The organism is Frondihabitans australicus (genome assembly GCF_003634555.1).
Taxonomy (GTDB): domain Bacteria; phylum Actinomycetota; class Actinomycetes; order Actinomycetales; family Microbacteriaceae; genus Frondihabitans; species Frondihabitans australicus.
Genome location: NZ_RBKS01000001.1, coordinates 3,249,613 through 3,267,546 on the forward strand (window position 1 = coordinate 3,249,613; position 17,934 = coordinate 3,267,546).

Sequence of the window (17,934 nt, forward strand, 5' to 3'; positions counted from 1 at the left end):
CTGGTGCGTCCGCGCCGGCTTCGCCCGCGCCCGCGTCGGGCTCAGTGGCCAGCTCCACGTCGGGCTCCGCGTCCGCGTGAGCGGCTTCCCCGCCGGGTCCGTGTCCGTCGACGCCGTCGTCATCACGGCGATGGCCGAGGAGGCCGAGCCGTTCCTGTCGCGCGCGACGACCGTGGCGGACCCTGCGCGGTACGGGCACGCCGAGCACCGCATCGTGACCCTCGACGGGCGCACCATTCTGGTCGTCCGCTCGGGAATCGGGCTCGTGAACGCGGCGGCGGCGACGGCCGAGGCGCTTCTGCTGGTCGGCGCTCCTGATCCTGCTGCCTCTCGGCCCCTGGTCGTGAGCGCAGGATCCGCGGGAGGCGTCGGCGCGGACGTGCGCGTCGGCGACGTGATCGTCGGCACGACCACGGTCAACGGGGGTGCCGACGCGCAGGTGTTCGGGTACGCCCCCGGGCAGACGCCGCAGATGCCGGCGTCGTATGCGGCGGATGCCGGGGCGCTCGCCGCGGCGGCGAGCCTGACGTCGGTCGCCGACGCGGCCGGCGTGCCGATCGTGGTGCGGCAGGGACTCATCGTGTCGAGTGACGCCTTCGTGGCGACTCCGGACGCCGTGGCCCGCGTGCGCGCGGGGTTCCCGGGAGTGCTCGCGACCGAGATGGAGACGCTCGCCATCGCGCAGGTGTGCTCGGTCTACGGGTTTCCGTTCGTGTCGATCCGGGGGATCTCCGACCTGGCCGTGCCGCCGCCGTCAGGAGACTTCGACACGCACGTCGACGACGCCGCCGATCGTTCCGCGAGGGTCGTGCTCGCCCTGCTCGCCGCTCTCTCTTCCTCGCCTGCGAGCTGAGTGTCCTCGATCTGCTGATCCGCCGAGCCTCACACCCGCAGAACGTGGAACCTCACGGCTCAGGGCGTGGCGGGGCGGGGCACGACGCGGGCGCGGGCGGCGTCGAGCATGTCGGCGAGGACGGTTCCCGTCGATCCTGCGTCTTCGGGATGCCACTGCACCGCCCACAGAGGCGCCGACTCGTGCTCGACCGCCTCGATCGTGCCGTCGTCGGCCCGGGCGACGATGCGGAGGCCGCGGCCGGGGCGCCCGACGGCCTGATGGTGCGACGACTGCACTGTGAGCGTCGTCGAGCCCACGATGCGCGCGAGGTCGCTGTCGTCCTCGACGTCGACCGTGTGCGCGAGCATGGGGCCGTCGGCCGGCCCGTCGCTCACGTGCCCGCCGCCCTCGAGATGCTGTACGAGGTCGCCGCCGAGGGCCACGTTGATCACCTGCATGCCGCGGCAGATGCCGATCAGCGGCACGGCGTCGGTCACGCACTCGCGCACGAGCGCGACCTGGGCGCGGTCGGCGTCGGCGAAGATCTGGCCCCGGTGCGGGTAGCTCTCGGCCCCGCCGTAGAGAGCAGGATCCACGTCCTCACCCCCGGTGAGCACCACCGCGTCCGCGCGGTCCAGCTCGGCCACGAGGCTCGGGCCGTCGGACGCAACGCGCTGCACGGCGAATCCCGCCCGGGCTGCCGCATCGGCGACGCTCGCGCTCAGTTCGCGCAGGCTCTTGCCGTAGAGGGGGTCGTCGCGATCGCGATCGGAGACGTCGACGATGAGGAGGCGGGGTCGATCTGCGGTCACGTGACGATCTTTCCGTATCGGTGGTGCGACCCATGCCAAGGTTTGCGGATCGCCTTGACAGTACGTGAAATGTCTGGTGTTAATAATTCCTGAGTCGGCGGAGTCGCACGACGGATCAGGAGCATCATGCGCACACCTACTTTCATCACGACGGCCGTGGCGGCCGGCCTGCTCGCTGCGGCGTGGCCATGACTTCGAACTCGACGAGTCGTCCGTCGCGGGGCAGGTGGATCTGCATCGTGGCCGTCGTCACGGCCGGTGTCACGGCACTCGCCGTGGGGATCACCTTCAATGACGCTCTGATGCGGACGCTCGGCGCCGTCCTCCTGGCGCTGCAAGTGGGCGCCCTTGCGGCGTGGTGGCTCCGCGTGCACAGGCGCTGAGGCACGACGAAGGCCCCGCCTCCTGGTGGAGACGGGGCCTTCGGGTGCAGCGCGCTGGGCTCAGCGACGACCGGCGGGGCGGGCGACGACGCCGTTGCTGGCGTGACGGGCCTCGGTGACGATGGCGGAGAGAGCGCGGACGATGGGGTTCGTGGTGGTCATGATGACACCTTTCTGTCGGGGTGGCGGCGGCGGTTCCGCCGAAGTCTTGATTCCATTGTGACGACGTGTCACCATCGGAACAACCGGCTCTTACCTGGGGTCAGCGTAAGGAGAACCGATGCTCGATCTGCACCGACTAGAGATCCTGCAGCGCTTCCGCTCGCTCGGCAGCATCGCCGCGGCCGCGGCCGAACTCGGGTACTCGTCGTCGGCCGTCTCGCAGCAGCTCGCGACCCTCGAGCGCGAGGCCGGCGTCGCCCTGATCGAGCGCACGGCGCGCAGCGCGAACCTCACCGCGGCGGGCCGCGATCTGGCCGAGCAGGCCGACTTCATCCTCGGGGCCGTCGAATACGCGCAGAACCTCATGCGAGAGCGGGCGGGCACGATCTCCGGGAGCGTCGAGATCCACTGCATCCCCGGTCTCGCGGCTCTGCTCGCGCCGCAGTTCGCACAGTTGCAGGACGACCACGCCGGCCTCCAGATCCTGGCCCGCGAGCAGCGCACCAACGAGGGCGGGGTCAGCGCCCTCCACGACGGTGCCGCCGACCTGGTCGTCACCGACGACTGGTCGCAGCGCACCCCAGCCGCCCCGGCCGGGCTGACTCTCTCCGTATTGCGGCGCGAGCCCGTCGTGCTCGCGGTGGGCGAGATGCACGAGGCGGTCGACTGGCAGGACGACGCCCCGCTCTCGACCGCGTCACTGCGGAAGATCATCCCGCTCTACACCTGGCTCTCGGCGCCCGTCGGCAAAGACAGTCGCGCCGCCGCCGACGACTGGCTGTCGCGACTCGCCGTCGAACCGCGCCGCCGCTGGGAGTTCGAGGGCCTCGACGTGCTTGCAGCCGTCGTCGCCACCGGCGCCGGCATCGCCCTCCTGCCTGAGACCATCGCCCGCTCGAACCCCGACATCGTCGCGCTCGAGCTGAAGCCCGACCTCTACCGCAGCATCGTCGGCCTCACGCGCACCACCAGTCAACGCGACCCCGCCATCTCGGCCTGCCTCGCCGTGGCGCGGGCCGCGGTCAACGCGCAGGATCGGGCACTCGCCTCGTCCTGAGTCTCGTCACCCCGCCCCCGGCGTTCGTGCCGCCGCATTTCGCGACCGCGGCGCGCGCCGGCCCGCAGGCCTGCGGTGACGGGTGTGGCGCCGGCCCCGATTCGGTCGCGAATTGCGGCGTGCGGCCGGGGCTACTGCGCCCGAAGGGCCTCCACGAGCCGATCGAGGAGGGCGGCGGTGCCGACCAGGAGCGCGCGTTCGTCCGGGGAGAGAGCCTGGTCGGCGGCGTTCTTCAGCCGGGTGGAGCGGTCGATGCGGGACTGGCGGATGACCTCGGCTCCTGCGGCCGTGATCGACACGAGGACACCTCGCGCGTCGGCAGGGTCGGCGGCGCGCGAGACGAGTCCGCGGTTCTCGAGCTCGGCGACCGTGGCGCTCATGCTCTGGTGGCGGATGCGTCGCAGGCGGGCGAGCGAGGCGATGCTCTGGGCGCCATCGCGCGCCAGGTAGCCGAGGGCCTCGAGCTGACCCTCGGGGTGCGGTTCGGCGAGGCGGCTGGCGCGGACGCTCTCGCCGATCGCGCGGCGCAGCTCGTTGGCGTCGTCGAGGGTGAACTCTCCGGAGCTCGGGACCGTGTTCGCGTCGTCGACCATGCGCCAACAATACAGTCTGACTGTATAGTGTGAAGCACCGAACTCGAGAAGGGCCACATGGAACTCACGAAGTACACCCACGCCACCGTCGTGCTCACGAAGGGCGATTCCACCCTGGTCATCGACCCGGGTGCGTACACCCCGAACTCCGCGGAACTGGTCGCCGGCACCACGGCCGTGCTCATCACCCACGACCACCCCGACCACTTCGACGCCGGTGTCCTGAACGCCGCCCTCGACGCCCAGCTCTCGCTGCGCGTCTGGGCGCCCGCGAACGTCGCCGCCGAGCTCGGCGACCACGACGGCCGGGTCACCGCGGTCAAGGCCGGCGACACGTTCGACGCCGCGGGCTTCGACATCACCGTCTTCGGTGAGGACCACGCGATCATCCACCCCGACATCCCGCTCATGTCGAACGTCGGCTACCTCGTCGACGGGAACGTCTACCACCCGGGCGACGCCTACTTCGCGCCGGCTGCCGAGGTGCAGACGCTGCTCGTGCCGACCAGCGGCCCGTGGGCGAAGCTCGGGGAGCTCGTCGACTACGTGCGCGAGGTCAAGCCCGCGAAGGCGATCCAGATCCACGACCTGATGCTGAGCGAGGCGGGTCGCGGGTCGTTCGCGCAGTTCTCGCAGCAGCTCACCGGCATCGAGCTCGTGACGCTCGCCGACGGCGAGTCGACCGAGGTCTGATTCGCCCCGCCGCCGACGGCTGCTCGCCCCTCGGGGTGGGCGGCCGTCGTCGTCTGCCGCCACCCGTGCGGCGTGTTCGGCAATTCAGGTTCCGCGTGCGCGACCCGCGGGTGCGTGGCCGTCGTTGCACGGGCGTGCGCCCGGGCGCGTCGAGTGGAGCCTGAATTACCGAATCCCGGCACGACCGGGCCCCGGCGCGGCAAGGCGGGGCGGGCGACACGAAGAGCGCGGGCTGGCGGAAAGGTTGGCTCAGACGGGGAACACCAGTAGCGTGCTCGACGCCGTCGCCACCAGCTTCCCGTCGGCGTCGCGCACCTCGCCCTCGGCGAAGCAGGCGCGGCGTCCGGGCTTGGTGACGCGGCCGACGGCGGTGAGCTTCCCGCTCGACGCGGTGAGCCCGCGCAGGTAGTTCACCTTGATCTCGAGCGACGTGTAGCCCTGCCCGGCCGGCAGGGTGGTCTGCGCGGCGCACCCGAGCACGGAGTCGAGCACCGTGCAGACGAACCCGCCGTGCACCGACCCGATCGGGTTGTAGTGCGACTCGTCGGGCGTGCACTCGAAGACGACCTCGCCTTCGACGGCCGAGACGGCGGTGAGGTTCATCAGCGACAGGATCGGCGGCGGCGGCAGTTCCCCGGCGAGCAGCGCCTGCATGAACTCGAGTCCGGCCATCTTCCGCGCCGCGAGGGCCGACTCCCGCGGGTCGTGCCACGTGACCGTCTTCTGGCGGGTGGTGGTCTCTGCCGTGGTGCTGTCGGATCCTGCGTCTGTCATCTCGACCCCTTCGTCGTGCGCCGCCTGCTGGCTTGCCGGGTGAAACCCAGGCTCACCCTAGCGTCACCGACGGGGTCTACGCTCACGGCCATGATCGGCGAGCAGAGAGATGTCACGGTCGGGGGCCGCACGCTGCGGGTGCACGACACCGGGGTGGTCGGCGGGGCGCAGGAGCAGCCCACGCTCCTCTGGCAGACCGGTTCTCCGCAGACGGGAGCCCTGCTCGCCCCCGTCGTCGAGGCCGCCGCGTCGCGGGGTCTGCGGGTGGTCTCGTACGGCCGCCCCGGGTACGGCGGTTCGACTCGTCTGCCGGGGCGCGCCGTGGCTGATGCCGTGGTCGACGTCCGGGCGATCTGCGACGCCCTCGGGCTCGGAGAGCTCTTCGCGGTCGGTGCCTCGGGCGGCGGACCCCACTCGCTCGCGGCCGCCGCGCTGCTCGGCGATCGTGTTGCGGGCGCGGCGACTCTGGCGGGGATCGCGCCGTACTCCGACGCGCCCGGGTTCGGGGGCGACTGGTTCGCCGGCATGCAGGCGCCGGGAGGTCTGCGGGCGGCCCGTCGGGGCCGCGGCGCCCGGGAGGAGTTCGCGCTCACCGACGAGTTCGACCCGTCGAGCTTCATCGACGCGGACTACGAGACCCTGCGGGGCGAGTGGGGCTCGCTCGGCGAGGACGCCGGTCGGGCGGGCGCGGAGGGCGACGAGGGCCTCGTCGACGACGACCTGGCGTTCGCGGGCGACTGGGGGTTCGACGTGCGGGCCATCACCGTGCCGGTGCTGGTGGTGCAGGGCGGGCTGGACCGCGTGGTGCCGGCGTCGCACGGGCAGTGGCTGTTCGACGCCTGCGGCACGGAGCTGTGGATGCGGCCGGACGACGGCCACATCTCGATCCTGCGAACGCTTCCGATGGCGCTGGACTGGCTGCTCGCGCGGTAGGGCGCGTGGCCGTGGCCTACCCGCGAGCGGGCAGCGCCAATCGGCCGGGGCGCACGTGCCGCACGTGGTGCACGCCCCAGATGATCAACCCGACGATCGGCAGCGCCGCCTCGAAGACGCACACGACCGGCCAGCCGCCCGCCGAGTAGAGCGCGCCGGTGATCGCCGACGCGATGGACCCGCCGACGAACAGCGTGAACATGTAGACGCTGTTGATCCGCGAGCGAGCGCCCGGGTCGAGCGCGTACACCTCGTGCTGGCCGATCACCTGGTGGCTCTGCACCGCGAAGTCGAGGAGTACGCCGCCGAGGGCGAGCAGGACGATGTCGCCGCCCGAGACGAGCGCGATGACGGCGGCGAGCAGCGCGAGCACGAGCGCCCCGCCGCTGGCCACGTGCCCGAGGCCGCGGTCGGCGAGCCGCCCGGCGACCGGGGCCGCGAGGGCACCGGCCGCGCCGACGAGGGCGAACAGGCCGATCGCCGTCTGCCCGAAGCCGAAGCGCGAGATGAGGTGGAACGAGATCGCCGTCCAGTACGCCGTGAACGCCCCGAACATCAGCGCCTGGCTGAGCGCCCGGCGCCGCAGCGGCTCATGCCGCCGAACCAGGGTGCCCATCGACTTCACGAGCGCCCAGTACGTCGCGGGCGAGTGCGGAACCCGACGAGGCAGCACGCGGAACAGCGTGATCGACAGCACCACCATGACGCCCGCCGAGATCAGGTAGATCGTCTGCCAGCCCCACGCCGCCGCGACGAAGCTCGACAGGGTGCGGGCCAGCAGGATCCCGAGCAGCAGCCCCATCATGACCTGGCCGACGACGCGCCCGCCCTGCCCCTCCGGCGCGAGGTTGGCCGCGATCGGCACGATCACCTGCACCACCACCGACGTGATGCCGACGAGCACCGACACGGCCAGGAACACCGAGAACGTCGGCGCGAGCGCGGCCACGAGCAGCGCCGCCGCCGTCCCGAGCAGGGTCCACGCGGCCAGCCCGCGATTCTCCAGCTTGTCGCCGAGCGGCACCACCAGGATCATCCCGAGCGCATACCCCAGCTGCGTCAGCGTCACGATCAGCGCCGCCGCGCTCTCGGTGACTCCGAAACGCGACGCGATCAGACCGAGCAGCGGCTGCGAGTAGTAGATGTTGGCCACGGTGAACCCGCAGGTCAGGGCCATCACGATCGTGACGAGTCGCAGATTTCTCATTTGGATCTATTCTCGCTCGCCCGAGTGCCGCGCTCCCGCGAGATGGCAGGTACCACCGCACCCCGTCTCGCGAGACCCCACTGCGATGTCGTTTTCTCGCCAGTCGATGTCGGCGGCACGAGGGAGACTGGACCCATGCTTCTCGACGACACCCTCTGCCTCGGCGCAGTGAAGAGCCGCGACCCGCGGTTCGACGGCTTCTTCTACACCGCCGTCTCGTCGACCGGCATCTACTGTCGGCCGAGCTGCCCGGCGCGCACGCCCAAAGACGAGAACATGACGTTCTATCCTTCGGCCGCCGCCGCCCAGGCCGCCGGCTACCGCGCCTGCAAGCGCTGCCGCCCCGACGCGACGCCCGGCTCGCCCGAGTGGAACGTCCGCAGCGACACCGTGGCCCGGGCCATGCGTCTCATCGCCGACGGCGTGGTCGACCGCGACGGCGTCCCCGCGCTCGCCGAACGCCTCGGCTACAGCACCCGTCAGCTCGAGCGGCTCCTGCGCGACGAGCTCGGCGCCGGCCCCGCCGCCCTCGCCCAGGCGCAGCGCGCCCAGTCGGCCCGAACGCTGATCGAGGGCACCGAGCTGTCGATGGCCGACATCGCCTTCGCTGCCGGGTTCTCGTCGATCCGCGCCTTCAACGACGTCGTCCGCGCGACCTACGCCTCGACGCCCCGAGAGCTGCGGGCCTCGCGCCGCCGCGTCGACCGAGCCGGGCAGGGCGCAGGATCGGGGGCGGCCGGCTCCTCCGTCGTCTCCCTCCGCCTCCCGTTCCGCAAGCCGCTCGATCCGTCGAACCTGCTTGGCCACCTCGTCGCCACCGCCGTCCCCGGCGTGGAGGAGTACCGCGACGGTGCCTACCGCGCCACGCTCCGACTCCCCCGCGGCGCGGCGATCGTCGAGGTGCGACCGCCCGTCGACGGCGCCTTCCCGGTGACACTGCGGCTCGGCGACGTCCGAGACCTCGCGGCGGCGGTCAGTCGCTGCCGGCGCCTGCTCGACCTCGACGCCGATCCGGTGGCGATCGGCGACGCCCTGCGGCACGACCCGCACCTCGCGGCGCTCGTGGAGGCGGCGCCGGGGCGTCGCGTGCCCCGGATCCTGGACCCGGAGTCGTTCGCGATCAGAGCCGTCATCGGCCAGCAGGTCTCGACGGCGGCCGCCCGCACCCACGCCGGCCGTCTCGTCGCGGCGCTGGGCGACCGCGTCGACGACCCGAACGGCGGGCTCACGCACCTGTTCCCGACGCCGCTGCAGATCCTGGCGGCGGCGCAGGAGCCCGCCGACGGCCCGACCGGGGCCGACGCCCCCTCGCGCCTCGACGCCGCCCTCCGCATGCCCGCCGCACGGAGGCGCACGCTCCTCGCCCTGGCCGAGGCCCTCGCCGACGGCCGGGTCGACCTCGGGGCCGGAGCCGACTGGCAGAAGACCCGCGCGGCTCTCCTCGACCTCCCGGGGGTGGGGCCGTGGACCATCGAGACGATCGCGATGCGGGCTCTCGGCGATCCTGATGCCTGGGTCGGAAGCGACCTCGGGGTGCTCAAGGCCATGGCGGCGCTCGAGCTGATCCCCACCGCGACCGTCGCGTCGCGTGCCGCCGCCGATCGGGCCTCGCTCGCCTGGTCGCCGTGGCGCTCCTACGCCGTCCAGTACCTCTGGGCCACCAGCCCGCACGCGGTCAACGCGCTGCCCGACACGTCACTCCCCCGCATCGACGCGGGCACCAGCCTGGCCGTCCCCGCGGACGACGACGAAAGGATCTCCGCATGAGCTACACCGTGATCGACTCCCCGCTCGGCGAGCTGACGCTCGTCGCCGACGACGCGGGCGCCCTCCGAGCGCTCTACATGGTCGAGCACCGGCACGCGCCCGACGTGTCGACGTTCGGCGAGAGGCTGGCCGGCGACGACGCCGACGAGGTGTTCGGCGAGGTGACGAGGCAGCTCGGCGAGTACTTCGCGGGCGAACGCACGACGTTCGATCTGCCGACGGCGCCCGCGGGCACGCCGTTCCAGCTGGCCGTGTGGGAGCAGTTGCGGGCGATCCCCTACGGCGAGACTCGCACCTACGGCGAGCTCGCGGTCGCCCTCGGCAACCCGAAGGCCGTGCGCGCCGTCGGGTTGGCGAATGGCCGCAACCCGCTGAGCATCATCGTGCCGTGCCACCGCGTGATCGGCGCCTCGGGCGCGATGACGGGCTTCGGGGGCGGCATCGAGCGCAAGGAGTGGCTGCTCGGGCACGAGGGCTACCAGGTCGTGCCGTCGCAGCCGGCGCTGTTCGCGTAAGGTCTCGGGGTCCGACCACGGGGTGGCCGGCGCCGCCCCTGCGTCGTACGCCGCAGGTGCGGCCCGCAGGGGCGGTTACGGGGTGGCCGACGCCGCCCCTGCGTCGTAGCGTGGAGGCATGGCCCGCCCCGACGACCACGCCACGCCCGACCCCTCGGTCGCGGCCGCGCGGTACCGGCTCGCGCGGGGCTCCGGCGCAGGCCCTGCGGCCGCCCGAGGCGGCCTGACGGGAGTTGCGGGCGGCGGCGCGACCACCGGCGGCGACGCCGACGAGCGCCCGCGCCCGACCGCCGATCAGCTGCGGTCGATCGCCAAGACGTCGCTCGACCTCGCGATCGAGCGCGGCGAGTTCGATCACCTGCCACTGGCCGGCAAGCCGCTTCCGGGGCTCACGGGCACGCACGATCCCGACTGGTGGATCAAGGCGAAGATCGAGCGCGAGGGGCTGACCGGAGTCGCGCCTCCTGCCCTCTCGCTCCGCACCGAGAACGAGCAGCTCGACGATCTGCTCGACACGATGGCGACCGAGTCGTCCGTGCGCGCGACCGTCGCCGGCTTCAACGACCGCGTCGTCGAGGCGCGACGGCAGCTGACCGGGGGCCCGCCGGTGGTGACGCCGACGCGCGATCCCGACGTCGAGGTCATCAGGTGGCAGGAGCGCCGTGACGCCCGCCGAGCCGAAGCCGCGCGGCAGGCCGCCGCCCTCGTGGCGGCGCAGCCCCGCACGTGGCGGGAGCGCCGCGCCGCCCGTGCCGCCGCTCGGGCGTCCCGCCGCCGTCCGTCGTAGGTTCGCGCGCGCCGCTCCGGCCGCCGCGCGCCCCCTAGGCCGCGCGTGGACGCCGCCGGCGCGCGCGGATGCCGCCGCCCGCGCCTACTGCGGCGCGTGCCCCGTCTCGGGCACGACCTCCTCGGCCGCGCGCTCCTCCCCCGCCTCCTTCGAGTTCGAGGGGCCGGAGCCGAGCTCGGGCGCCAGCGGCTTCCCGCGCCAGTCGCCGCGGGCCACGTAGCTGATCATCACGTTGAGCACGGCGATCGTCGGCACCGCGAACAGCGCCCCCGGGATCCCCGCGACGTACGACCCGCCGGCAACCGCGAACACGACGGCCAGAGGGTGGACCTTGACGGCGTTGCCCATGACCAGCGGCTGCAGCACGTGCGCCTCGAGCAGGTGCACGCCGAGCACGCCGGCGAGCATGATGATCGCCTGGATCGGCCCGACGAACACGAGCGCGATGACGACGGCGAAGACGCCGGACACGATCGCGCCGACCACGGGGATGAAGGAGGCCAGGAAGACGAGCACGCCGATCGGCACCGCCAGCGGCAGCCCGAGGAAGAACGCGACGAGCCCCACGCCGAGGCCGTCGACCGCGGCGACGAAGATCTGCACGCGCACGAAGGTGGTCAGCGTGATCCAGCCGCTCTGGCCGGCTCCGTCGACGGCGCCGCGAGCGCGCTTCGGGAACAGCCGCACGACCCACTTCCACACGCCGTCGCCGTCGATCAGCATGAAGATCGTCGCGAAGACGCACAGGAGCGCGTCGGCCAGGAGGTGCACGCCGGTCACGGCGCCGGTGAGAGCGCCCGAGAGCAGCTTCGAGCTCGACGACTGCAGCGCCTTCACGGCGTCGTTGATGTACTTCGTGTAGTCCGACGTCGTCAGGTTGAACGGCGGCCCGGCGAGGAAGTCCTGGATCACCTTGATCCGCGACGTCGTCTCCTTCTCCAGCGCCGGCAGCCCCGACCTGACCTCGAGCACCACGAGCAGGATCAGCCCGCCGAAGACGACGATGGCGGCGAGCAGCACGGCCACGATCGCGATCCACTTCGGCCAGCGCCGGTGCACGAGCCCCGTGACGAACGGCTTGAGCAGCGCCGAGATGAGCAGCGCGATCAAGAACGGCACCACGATCTCGCTGAGCGTCTCGATCAGCCAGACGAGGGCGGCGAGGCAGGCGAGCACGACGAGGATCCGCCAGCCCCACGCGCCCGCGATCTTCATGCCGCGCGACACGGTGTCGTCGGCCGACGCGGTCGCCGGGCGGGGGCTCTTCTCAGCGGACGTGCCGCCGAAGCTCGGAAGTCTCATTGCTGCATTCTGCCCGTGCGCGCCGGGGCGGGGCCGACGCCTGGCCGCAGAGCGACGACCCGACGACTCCTGCGAGAGGCATCAGGGCGCAGGATCGGCGAGAGCTACCCGTTCCCCCCGCCCGACGACCCGCCCGAGGCCTGCGCGCCCGGCGACGCCGTCGACGTGCCGGTGCCTGTGGCGCCGGTGCCCGTCCCCCCGGTCGACGTGCCACCCGTCGACGTGCCGCCGGTCGTGCCGGTGGAGCCGCCGGCTCCTGCGGATGTCGACGACGACGACCCGCTGCTGTACGAGGAGCCGCCGACCAGGGTCGCGTCGGGCGTGCCGAACGTCCCGCCGCCGTACGCGGCGTCGAGCGACTGCAGGATCGGCTTGGCGATGTAGAACTTGATGTTGTAGCCGTACGTGCCGTTGATGTACGTGTCGTAGAAGTCGGTGCTGCCCGACACGTTGCCCACCCACGTGGCGGTCGCGACCTTCGTCGTCGAGGTGACGAGCCAGTTCTGCTCGGCGTTGTCGTTCGTGCCGGTCTTCGCGAGCATGTCGACGCCGTCGTTCGGGTTGGCGAGCACGCCGGTGGCGCCGCTCTGCGTGAGCACCGTCTTCAGCGCATACGCCATCGTGTTCGCGATGTTGGTCGGGACGGCCCGGGTGCAGGTCGTCTTGGTCGGGGTGATCGACCGGCCGTTCGCGCCCGTGATGCTGTCGATCGCGATGGGCGTGCAGACGACGCCGCCGTTCGCGATGCCCGCGTACGCCGTCGCCATGGTGAGCGGCGAGATCTCGTTGACGCCGAGGATGCTCGACGGCGTGCTGCTCAGGGTGCCGCCGGTGGCCGCCGTGTGCACGTCGAACGCCTTCGCGATGTTGCGGATCGTGCACAGGTCGAGCTGCTTGCCCATCTGCGCGAAGACGGTGTTGATCGACTCCGCGGTGGCGTCGAGCACCGACATGCTGCTCGGCACCGACTCGGCGTTGGCGACCGACCAGTCGGGTGTTCCGTTGATGTTGACGCAGGAGTTCGAGAACTCCGACACGGGGTAGTCGTGCTGGGTCGTCGACACGTACTCCGACAGGGTGTGCCCCGCCTCGAGCCACGCGGCGAGCGTGAAGGCCTTGTACGAGGAGCCGGTCTGGAAGCCGGTGGACCCTCCGAACGCCTGGTCGGTGTTGTAGTTGACCGCCGTGGATCCTGCGCCCGCTGACGCGCTCTGCGTGTAGCTGGTGTTCTGCACCATCGTGAGGATCTGCCCCGTGCCGGGCTCGACCGAGACGTTGCTCGCGCCGACGTTGAGGCCCGAGACGGTGGAGGGCATGTAGGCGCTCAGGGCGTCCTGCGCCACCTTCTGCTGCTTCAGGTCGAGCGTCGTATAGATCTTGAGGCCGCCCTGGGTGAGGGTGTCGTAGCGCTCGTCGACGGTCTTGCCGAAGGCGGTGTCCTGCTTGATGCTGTCGACGACGTACTGGCAGAAGTAGCCGGCGTCGTACTTCGTCGCCGCCTGGCAGCCGTTGACCGAGTCGGTGATCTTCGGGGTGATCGGCTGGGCGATCGCGGCCTTCTCGGCGGCGGCGGTGATCATGCCGTGCTTCAGCTCGGAGCGGAGCACGTAGTCGCGCCTCGCCTTGGTGAGCTTGTAGCCGTTGGCCGAGCCGTTGGCGGCGTTGCCTGGCAGGTCGATGCGGAGGTTCGACGGGTTGTTGATGATCGCGATGAGCGTCGCCGCCTGGTTCGCGTCGAGCTGCGCGGCCGAGACGCCGTAGTAGTACTCGGCGGCGGCCTGGATGCCGTAGACGTTGCCGCCGAAGCCGACGATGTTGAGGTAGCCGCGGAGGATCTCGCTCTTCGTGTACTTCTTCTCGACCGTGATCGCGTAGCGGAGCTCCTTGAGCTTGCGCTGCGGTGTCACGGCGGTCACCTGGGCGTAGCAGGCGTCGGCCTTCTTCGCGTCGGAGTACTCGGTGGCGCACCGCTCGACGAGCACGTTCTTCACGTACTGCTGCGTGATCGACGAGCCGCCCTGCACGTCGCCGCCGATGGTGGTGGCGAGGATGCCCCGGATCGTCCCGGAGATGTCGAGCGCACCCTCGGTGTAGAACCGTGGGTCTTCCGCCGCCACGGCGGCGTCCTTCGCGGTCTGCGCGATCTGGTCGGAGGCCACGTCGGTGCGGTTCTCGGTGTAGAACGTGGCGATCTTCACGTTCGCCGAGCCGTCCTTGGCGTAGATGCTCGATGCCTGGGCCGGCTGGGTGATCTGCAGGTAGCTCGGCAGCGAGTTGAACGCGTTCACGCCGGTCGCGACGGCGTTGCCGGTCACCACGGCCCCGGGCAGCGCGAGAACGCCCACCAGCACCCCCGCGACCACGGCGAGGCCGACGAACGACACGAGCGCCGCGAAGATCCCGGGAGGGCGTCGAAGCGTCGAGGGTCGCGGCTGCACGGGTCGGGTCGGGGCAGAGGAACTCACACTGCACGGTAGGTCGGCGCCCTGTCGATTTCGCTGGGGTGAGGCCCGGCTCCAGGGTTTCCGGGGTCACTCGATAGGGTTTTGTCATGAATCCGGCTCCCGAACCCGACTCGGCACAGGTCGTGACCACCCCGGGCATCCTCCAGCCCGGCGTCGACGTGCCCGACGGAGCCCTGTACCTCCCCGCCACCGCCGCCCACACGCTCTGGGGTCGGCTCCCCTGCGCGACCGACGTCGCCGTGCTCACCGTCGAGCCCGGCACGGAGGTCGTCATCGACACCGTCAGCCACGAGGGGATCCTCGACGACCAGGGGCGTGACCCCGTCGCCTTCTTCGGCCAGCACGGGGTGCCGCGCGACGCGGTGCTCGACGACGCCATCGAGATCGCCGCGTCCGAGGGGCGACGGGACGCAGGATCCGACGGCCCGCACGTGATCACCGGCCCCGTCGCGGTCACCGGCGCCGAACCCGGCGACCTGCTCACCATGACCCTGGTCCGCGCCGAGCCCCGCGTGCCGTACGGCGTCATCTCGAACCGACACGGCCGCGGCGCGCTCCCCGACGAGTTCCCGCAGGGCGTCATGAACGTCAGCGTCTTCGCCGCCGCCGACGTACATGCCGGTGTCGGCATGCTTCCGCGAGTGGCGGGCGGCGAGCGGGACGTCACGTTCCCGCTACGCCCGTTCCTCGGCATCATGGGCGTCGCCGCGGCCGGGTCCTCGCGGCCCCATTCCGTGCCGCCCGGGCCGTTCGGCGGCAACATCGACATCAATCTCCTCGTCGAGGGCGCGTCGCTGCACCTGCCGGTGCAGGTGCCCGGGGGCCTCGCCTACGTCGGCGATCCGCACTTCGCCCAGGGCGACGGCGAGGTGGCGCTCACCGCGATGGAAGCCTCGCTGCGCGTGACGGTGCGCTTCGATCTCACCAAGCGCGACGAGGCTCTCGCCGCGTTCGGGGCGATCGCCGGGCCTCTCGCCGAGACGGCCGAGTACCTCGTGCCGACCGGGCTCTCGGAGGACCTCGACGAGGCCGTCCGAAACTGCGTCCGTGCCGCCATCGACTTGTTACATGCCCGATACGGCATGGACCCGGACCTCGCCTACGCGTACCTCTCGGCGGCGACGGACTTCGACATCTCCCAGGTGGTGGACCTGGTCAAGGGCGTGCACGCCCGCATCCGGAAGGCGGACTTCGGTGAGTGACACGAGCGGCTCGACGGCGCCGGCGGGAGCCTCGGCTCCTGCGCCCCTGATCTCGACCATCGACGGAGATGTGCCCGACGGGCTGCTCGACGCGTTCGACGCCTACGAGGCCGCGCTCGCCGCCAACGACCAGGAGGCGCTGGCCGACGCGTTCGAGGACTCCCCCGGATCGCTGCGCGCCGACGGCAACGGGCTGCTCGTGGGGCACGAGGCGATCACCGCGTTCCGCGGGCGTCGCGGCGTCGCCCCGTCACGCTCGGTGGTGCAGCGGCACATCCGCGTGCTCGACGACGGAGCGGCGCTCGTGGTGTCGGTCAACGCCCCCGCGTCGGGCGGCCGCGGCGTCGTCACGCAGCTCTGGCGCCGCAGTGCCGCCGACGGCACGTGGCGGATCGCCGTCGCGCAGGTGCAGGCGCCGACCCCGGTCTTCGACACTCGCATCTGGCGCGTCGTCGGCGCCCCGCTCGTGCCGTCGTCCGCCGACTCGGCCGCGGCCGACGCTCTGATCGACGGGCTCGGATCCGCCGACGACGAGTCGGTGCCCGGCCCTCTGACGGGCGAGACCGTGGCGGTCAAGGACCTCTTCGCGGTCGCCGGGCACCGGGTGGGGGCCGGGGTGCCGTCGTTCCTGAGCGAGCAGGATCCTGCGCCCTTCCACTCCCCCGCTGTGCAGGCGCTGCTCGACGCCGGCGCGTCCATTCTCGGCATCGCGCAGACCGACGAGTTCGCGTTCAGCATCGCCGGTCGCAACTCGGCGTACGGCACCCCGCCTAACGGCGTCGTGCCGGGCGCCATCTCGGGCGGGTCGACCAGCGGGCCCGCGTCGGCCGTCGCCCTCGGGCACGTCTCCATCGGGCTCGGCACCGACACCGGCGGCTCGATCCGCGTGCCGGCGTCGTACCAGGGGCTGTGGGGCCTGCGCACCACGCACGGCGTCGTGCGCCGGACCGACGTGCTTCCGCTCGCGCCGACCTTCGACACCGTCGGCTGGCTGACCCGGAGCGCGTCGCTGCTCGGCGCCGTGGCCTCGGCGACCCTCACGGGGGTCTCGGCGTCGGCCGTGCCGCAACAGCGCCCGGTTGAGTCGTCGTTCGTGGTCGATCCGCGGCTGCTGTCGTCGCTGTCGGAGGGCGTGCGCGATGCGTTCGAGGGGTTCCTCGGGGCGTCGATCGAGTCGGGGCTCATCGACGCGCCGGCCGAGGTGGCCCTCGGAGACATCGCGCACCTGTACGAGCTGTTCCGCGTGATCCAGGCCGCCGAGGCGTGGCAGTCGCACGGAGCCTGGATCGAGGCACACCCGGGGGCGCTCGCGCCCGACGTGTCGGCGCGATTCGAATTCGGCCGCAGCGTGACGCCGTCGCAGGAGTCCGCGGCCCGCGACGAGCTCGAGGTGCAGCGCGAGCATCTCGAGCACGTGCTGGCGGATCGGATCCTGCTGCTGCCCAGCGCCTCGTCGGCCGCTCCCTCGCTGACGGCGACGCCCGCCGAGTTCGACCGGATCCGCTCGAATACCCTCGGCCTGACGTGCATCGCCGGCGTGGGCGGGCTGCCCGCGGTCTCCGCGCCTCTGCTCGAGGTGCCGGCGGGCCCGGTCGGCCTGTGTCTCGTCGGCCCGCGCGGCGGTGACCTCGCTCTGGTGGAGGTGGCGGCGGCCCTCGCCGCGTAAGTTGACACGCGTGTGCGACGCCGTGCTACGCAGGCGTGCTACGCTGTGCTACATGGATACTGTCACTCATCGTGAGATGCGCAACAACAGCGGAGACCTCTTGAGGCGCGCCCAAGCAGGCGAGTCGGTCCTCATCAGCAACAACGGTCACGTGGCTGCCATGCTCGTGCCGGCGCCACTCGACTCCCTCGACGTCCTCGTCGACGGGGGCCAGGCGCGATCGGCCCGCAAGCCGATCTCCACCCTGAGCCTCATTCGCCGTAGCGCGTCGGACCGCACCTCGGCCCAGATCATCGACGATGTGCGCGGTCGCTGGTGACGATCACCTACCTCGACACGTCCGCCGCCGTGAAGCTGGTCATCGACGAGACCGAGTCGCAGGCACTCGTCGACGCCCTGACCGAGACGTCGCCGCGCCTCGTCGCCTCGTGGTTGCTGCACACGGAGCTGCACTGCGCTGCAGGTCGGAATCCCTCGGTCTTCGAACCGGCAGCTCTTCAGCAGGTGCTCGACGTCGTCACGCTGGTCGATGTCACGAGGGGTGACCTGCTCGCTGCCGGAACCCATTCGCCGCTCCGGTCGAACGACGCCATCCACCTCGCCACGGCACTGCGGGTCGGTGCCGACGAAGTCCTCACGTACGACGCCGAGCTGGCCGCGTCCGCGCTGGCCGCCGGACTCGCGGTGTCCGCGCCGTCCTGACACGGAATTCACACGCGTGAAACAGTCGTTGCGTAGAATGGCGGCGTGAAACAGACTTTTCAGCCGATCGCACCGCCCG

At 71.8% G+C, this 17,934-nt stretch carries 18 protein-coding genes; 12 read left to right on the forward strand and 6 right to left on the reverse strand.

What is annotated here, in order from left to right; all coding sequences use genetic code 11:
* Window positions 1–76: 76 nt before the first annotated feature.
* Window positions 77–853 carry a 5'-methylthioadenosine/S-adenosylhomocysteine nucleosidase gene (mtnN, locus tag C8E83_RS15475; protein WP_245981718.1) on the forward strand — a complete coding sequence of 259 codons (777 nt, stop codon included), beginning with the start codon at window positions 77–79 and terminating at the stop codon, window positions 851–853.
* A 59-nt stretch (window positions 854–912) separates the two neighbouring features.
* On the opposite strand, the gene C8E83_RS15480 is transcribed toward mtnN, so the two are convergent.
* Window positions 913–1,647, reverse strand: coding sequence for a gamma-glutamyl-gamma-aminobutyrate hydrolase family protein (locus tag C8E83_RS15480; RefSeq protein WP_170159965.1), 735 nt, complete (start codon window positions 1,645–1,647; stop codon window positions 913–915).
* 239 nt (window positions 1,648–1,886) lie between these two features.
* On the opposite strand from C8E83_RS15480, the gene C8E83_RS19600 reads away from it, so the two are divergent.
* Window positions 1,887–2,030, forward strand: coding sequence for a hypothetical protein (locus tag C8E83_RS19600; protein ID WP_170159966.1), 144 nt, complete (start codon window positions 1,887–1,889; stop codon window positions 2,028–2,030).
* A gap of 280 nt (window positions 2,031–2,310) precedes the next feature.
* On the forward strand, window positions 2,311–3,249 hold the full coding sequence (locus C8E83_RS15490) for a LysR family transcriptional regulator (RefSeq protein WP_121370851.1): 939 nt from the start codon (window positions 2,311–2,313) through the stop codon (window positions 3,247–3,249).
* A 131-nt stretch (window positions 3,250–3,380) separates the two neighbouring features.
* Here C8E83_RS15490 and C8E83_RS15495 read toward each other — a convergent pair whose 3' ends face one another.
* The gene (locus C8E83_RS15495) at window positions 3,381–3,842 is read right to left on the reverse strand and encodes a MarR family winged helix-turn-helix transcriptional regulator (RefSeq protein WP_121370853.1); all 462 of its coding nucleotides are present in this window, start codon (window positions 3,840–3,842) and stop codon (window positions 3,381–3,383) included.
* 57 nt (window positions 3,843–3,899) lie between these two features.
* On the opposite strand from C8E83_RS15495, the gene C8E83_RS15500 reads away from it, so the two are divergent.
* The gene (locus C8E83_RS15500) at window positions 3,900–4,535 is read left to right on the forward strand and encodes an MBL fold metallo-hydrolase (RefSeq protein WP_121370855.1); all 636 of its coding nucleotides are present in this window, start codon (window positions 3,900–3,902) and stop codon (window positions 4,533–4,535) included.
* 249 nt (window positions 4,536–4,784) lie between these two features.
* Here the strand turns inward: C8E83_RS15500 and C8E83_RS15505 are convergent, their stop codons facing one another.
* Window positions 4,785–5,309: a PaaI family thioesterase gene (locus tag C8E83_RS15505; RefSeq protein WP_121370857.1), complete on the reverse strand. Its 525-nt coding sequence runs from the start codon at window positions 5,307–5,309 to the stop codon at window positions 4,785–4,787.
* A gap of 90 nt (window positions 5,310–5,399) precedes the next feature.
* Here C8E83_RS15505 and C8E83_RS15510 point away from each other — a divergent pair, with 90 nt between their 5' ends.
* Window positions 5,400–6,242: an alpha/beta fold hydrolase gene (locus tag C8E83_RS15510; RefSeq protein WP_121370858.1), complete on the forward strand. Its 843-nt coding sequence runs from the start codon at window positions 5,400–5,402 to the stop codon at window positions 6,240–6,242.
* Between the two features lie 16 nt (window positions 6,243–6,258).
* On the opposite strand, the gene C8E83_RS15515 is transcribed toward C8E83_RS15510, so the two are convergent.
* Window positions 6,259–7,449: an MFS transporter gene (locus C8E83_RS15515; protein ID WP_121370860.1), complete on the reverse strand. Its 1,191-nt coding sequence runs from the start codon at window positions 7,447–7,449 to the stop codon at window positions 6,259–6,261.
* Between the two features lie 135 nt (window positions 7,450–7,584).
* Here C8E83_RS15515 and C8E83_RS15520 point away from each other — a divergent pair, with 135 nt between their 5' ends.
* The 3 genes from C8E83_RS15520 to C8E83_RS15530 all read left to right on the forward strand — a co-directional run bounded on the left by C8E83_RS15520 (window position 7,585) and on the right by C8E83_RS15530 (window position 10,518).
* On the forward strand, window positions 7,585–9,216 hold the full coding sequence (locus C8E83_RS15520; RefSeq protein WP_121370862.1) for an AlkA N-terminal domain-containing protein: 1,632 nt from the start codon (window positions 7,585–7,587) through the stop codon (window positions 9,214–9,216).
* Entirely contained in the window at window positions 9,213–9,731 is a 519-nt protein-coding gene (locus tag C8E83_RS15525; RefSeq protein WP_121370863.1) for a methylated-DNA--[protein]-cysteine S-methyltransferase, read from the forward strand. Before C8E83_RS15520 ends, C8E83_RS15525 begins: the two co-directional genes overlap by 4 nt.
* Window positions 9,732–9,849: 118 nt before the next feature.
* Window positions 9,850–10,518 (forward strand): DnaJ family domain-containing protein, encoded by a 669-nt coding sequence (locus C8E83_RS15530; protein WP_121370865.1) that lies wholly within the window; start codon window positions 9,850–9,852, stop codon window positions 10,516–10,518.
* Window positions 10,519–10,602: 84 nt separating this feature from the next.
* Here C8E83_RS15530 and C8E83_RS15535 read toward each other — a convergent pair whose 3' ends face one another.
* Both C8E83_RS15535 and C8E83_RS15540 read right to left on the reverse strand, forming a co-directional pair.
* Window positions 10,603–11,820: an AI-2E family transporter gene (locus C8E83_RS15535; protein WP_245981720.1), complete on the reverse strand. Its 1,218-nt coding sequence runs from the start codon at window positions 11,818–11,820 to the stop codon at window positions 10,603–10,605.
* 104 nt (window positions 11,821–11,924) lie between these two features.
* Window positions 11,925–14,285, reverse strand: a complete 2,361-nt coding sequence (locus C8E83_RS15540) for a transglycosylase domain-containing protein (protein ID WP_245981722.1) — start codon at window positions 14,283–14,285, stop codon at window positions 11,925–11,927.
* Between the two features lie 86 nt (window positions 14,286–14,371).
* On the opposite strand from C8E83_RS15540, the gene C8E83_RS15545 reads away from it, so the two are divergent.
* Genes C8E83_RS15545 through C8E83_RS15560 form a run of 4 tightly spaced genes read left to right on the forward strand, consistent with a single transcriptional unit; the run spans window position 14,372 to window position 17,855 of the window.
* Window positions 14,372–15,487: an acetamidase/formamidase family protein gene (locus tag C8E83_RS15545; RefSeq protein ID WP_121370867.1), complete on the forward strand. Its 1,116-nt coding sequence runs from the start codon at window positions 14,372–14,374 to the stop codon at window positions 15,485–15,487.
* The gene (locus tag C8E83_RS15550) at window positions 15,480–17,153 is read left to right on the forward strand and encodes an AtzH-like domain-containing protein (RefSeq protein ID WP_245981725.1); all 1,674 of its coding nucleotides are present in this window, start codon (window positions 15,480–15,482) and stop codon (window positions 17,151–17,153) included. Before C8E83_RS15545 ends, C8E83_RS15550 begins: the two co-directional genes overlap by 8 nt.
* A gap of 52 nt (window positions 17,154–17,205) precedes the next feature.
* Window positions 17,206–17,472, forward strand: coding sequence for a type II toxin-antitoxin system Phd/YefM family antitoxin (locus tag C8E83_RS15555; protein WP_121370869.1), 267 nt, complete (start codon window positions 17,206–17,208; stop codon window positions 17,470–17,472).
* On the forward strand, window positions 17,469–17,855 hold the full coding sequence (locus C8E83_RS15560) for a type II toxin-antitoxin system VapC family toxin (RefSeq protein WP_121370871.1): 387 nt from the start codon (window positions 17,469–17,471) through the stop codon (window positions 17,853–17,855). The genes C8E83_RS15555 and C8E83_RS15560 overlap by 4 nt, the downstream gene beginning before the upstream one ends.
* The last annotated feature ends 79 nt before the right edge of the window (window positions 17,856–17,934 follow it).

Bases quoted from the DNA above. Each gene is read 5' to 3' on its own strand.
- C8E83_RS15490 (WP_121370851.1), top strand. From the start codon at position 2,311: ATGCTCGATCTGCACCGACTAGAGATCCTGCAGCGCTTCCGCTCGCTC.
- C8E83_RS15495 (WP_121370853.1), bottom strand. From the start codon at position 3,842: ATGGTCGACGACGCGAACACGGTCCCGAGCTCCGGAGAGTTCACCCTC.
- C8E83_RS15500 (WP_121370855.1), top strand. From the start codon at position 3,900: ATGGAACTCACGAAGTACACCCACGCCACCGTCGTGCTCACGAAGGGC.
- C8E83_RS15505 (WP_121370857.1), bottom strand. From the start codon at position 5,309: ATGACAGACGCAGGATCCGACAGCACCACGGCAGAGACCACCACCCGC.
- C8E83_RS15510 (WP_121370858.1), top strand. From the start codon at position 5,400: ATGATCGGCGAGCAGAGAGATGTCACGGTCGGGGGCCGCACGCTGCGG.
- C8E83_RS15515 (WP_121370860.1), bottom strand. From the start codon at position 7,449: ATGAGAAATCTGCGACTCGTCACGATCGTGATGGCCCTGACCTGCGGG.
- C8E83_RS15520 (WP_121370862.1), top strand. From the start codon at position 7,585: ATGCTTCTCGACGACACCCTCTGCCTCGGCGCAGTGAAGAGCCGCGAC.
- C8E83_RS15525 (WP_121370863.1), top strand. From the start codon at position 9,213: ATGAGCTACACCGTGATCGACTCCCCGCTCGGCGAGCTGACGCTCGTC.
- C8E83_RS15530 (WP_121370865.1), top strand. From the start codon at position 9,850: ATGGCCCGCCCCGACGACCACGCCACGCCCGACCCCTCGGTCGCGGCC.
- C8E83_RS15535 (WP_245981720.1), bottom strand. From the start codon at position 11,820: ATGAGACTTCCGAGCTTCGGCGGCACGTCCGCTGAGAAGAGCCCCCGC.
- C8E83_RS15545 (WP_121370867.1), top strand. From the start codon at position 14,372: ATGAATCCGGCTCCCGAACCCGACTCGGCACAGGTCGTGACCACCCCG.
- C8E83_RS15555 (WP_121370869.1), top strand. From the start codon at position 17,206: ATGGATACTGTCACTCATCGTGAGATGCGCAACAACAGCGGAGACCTC.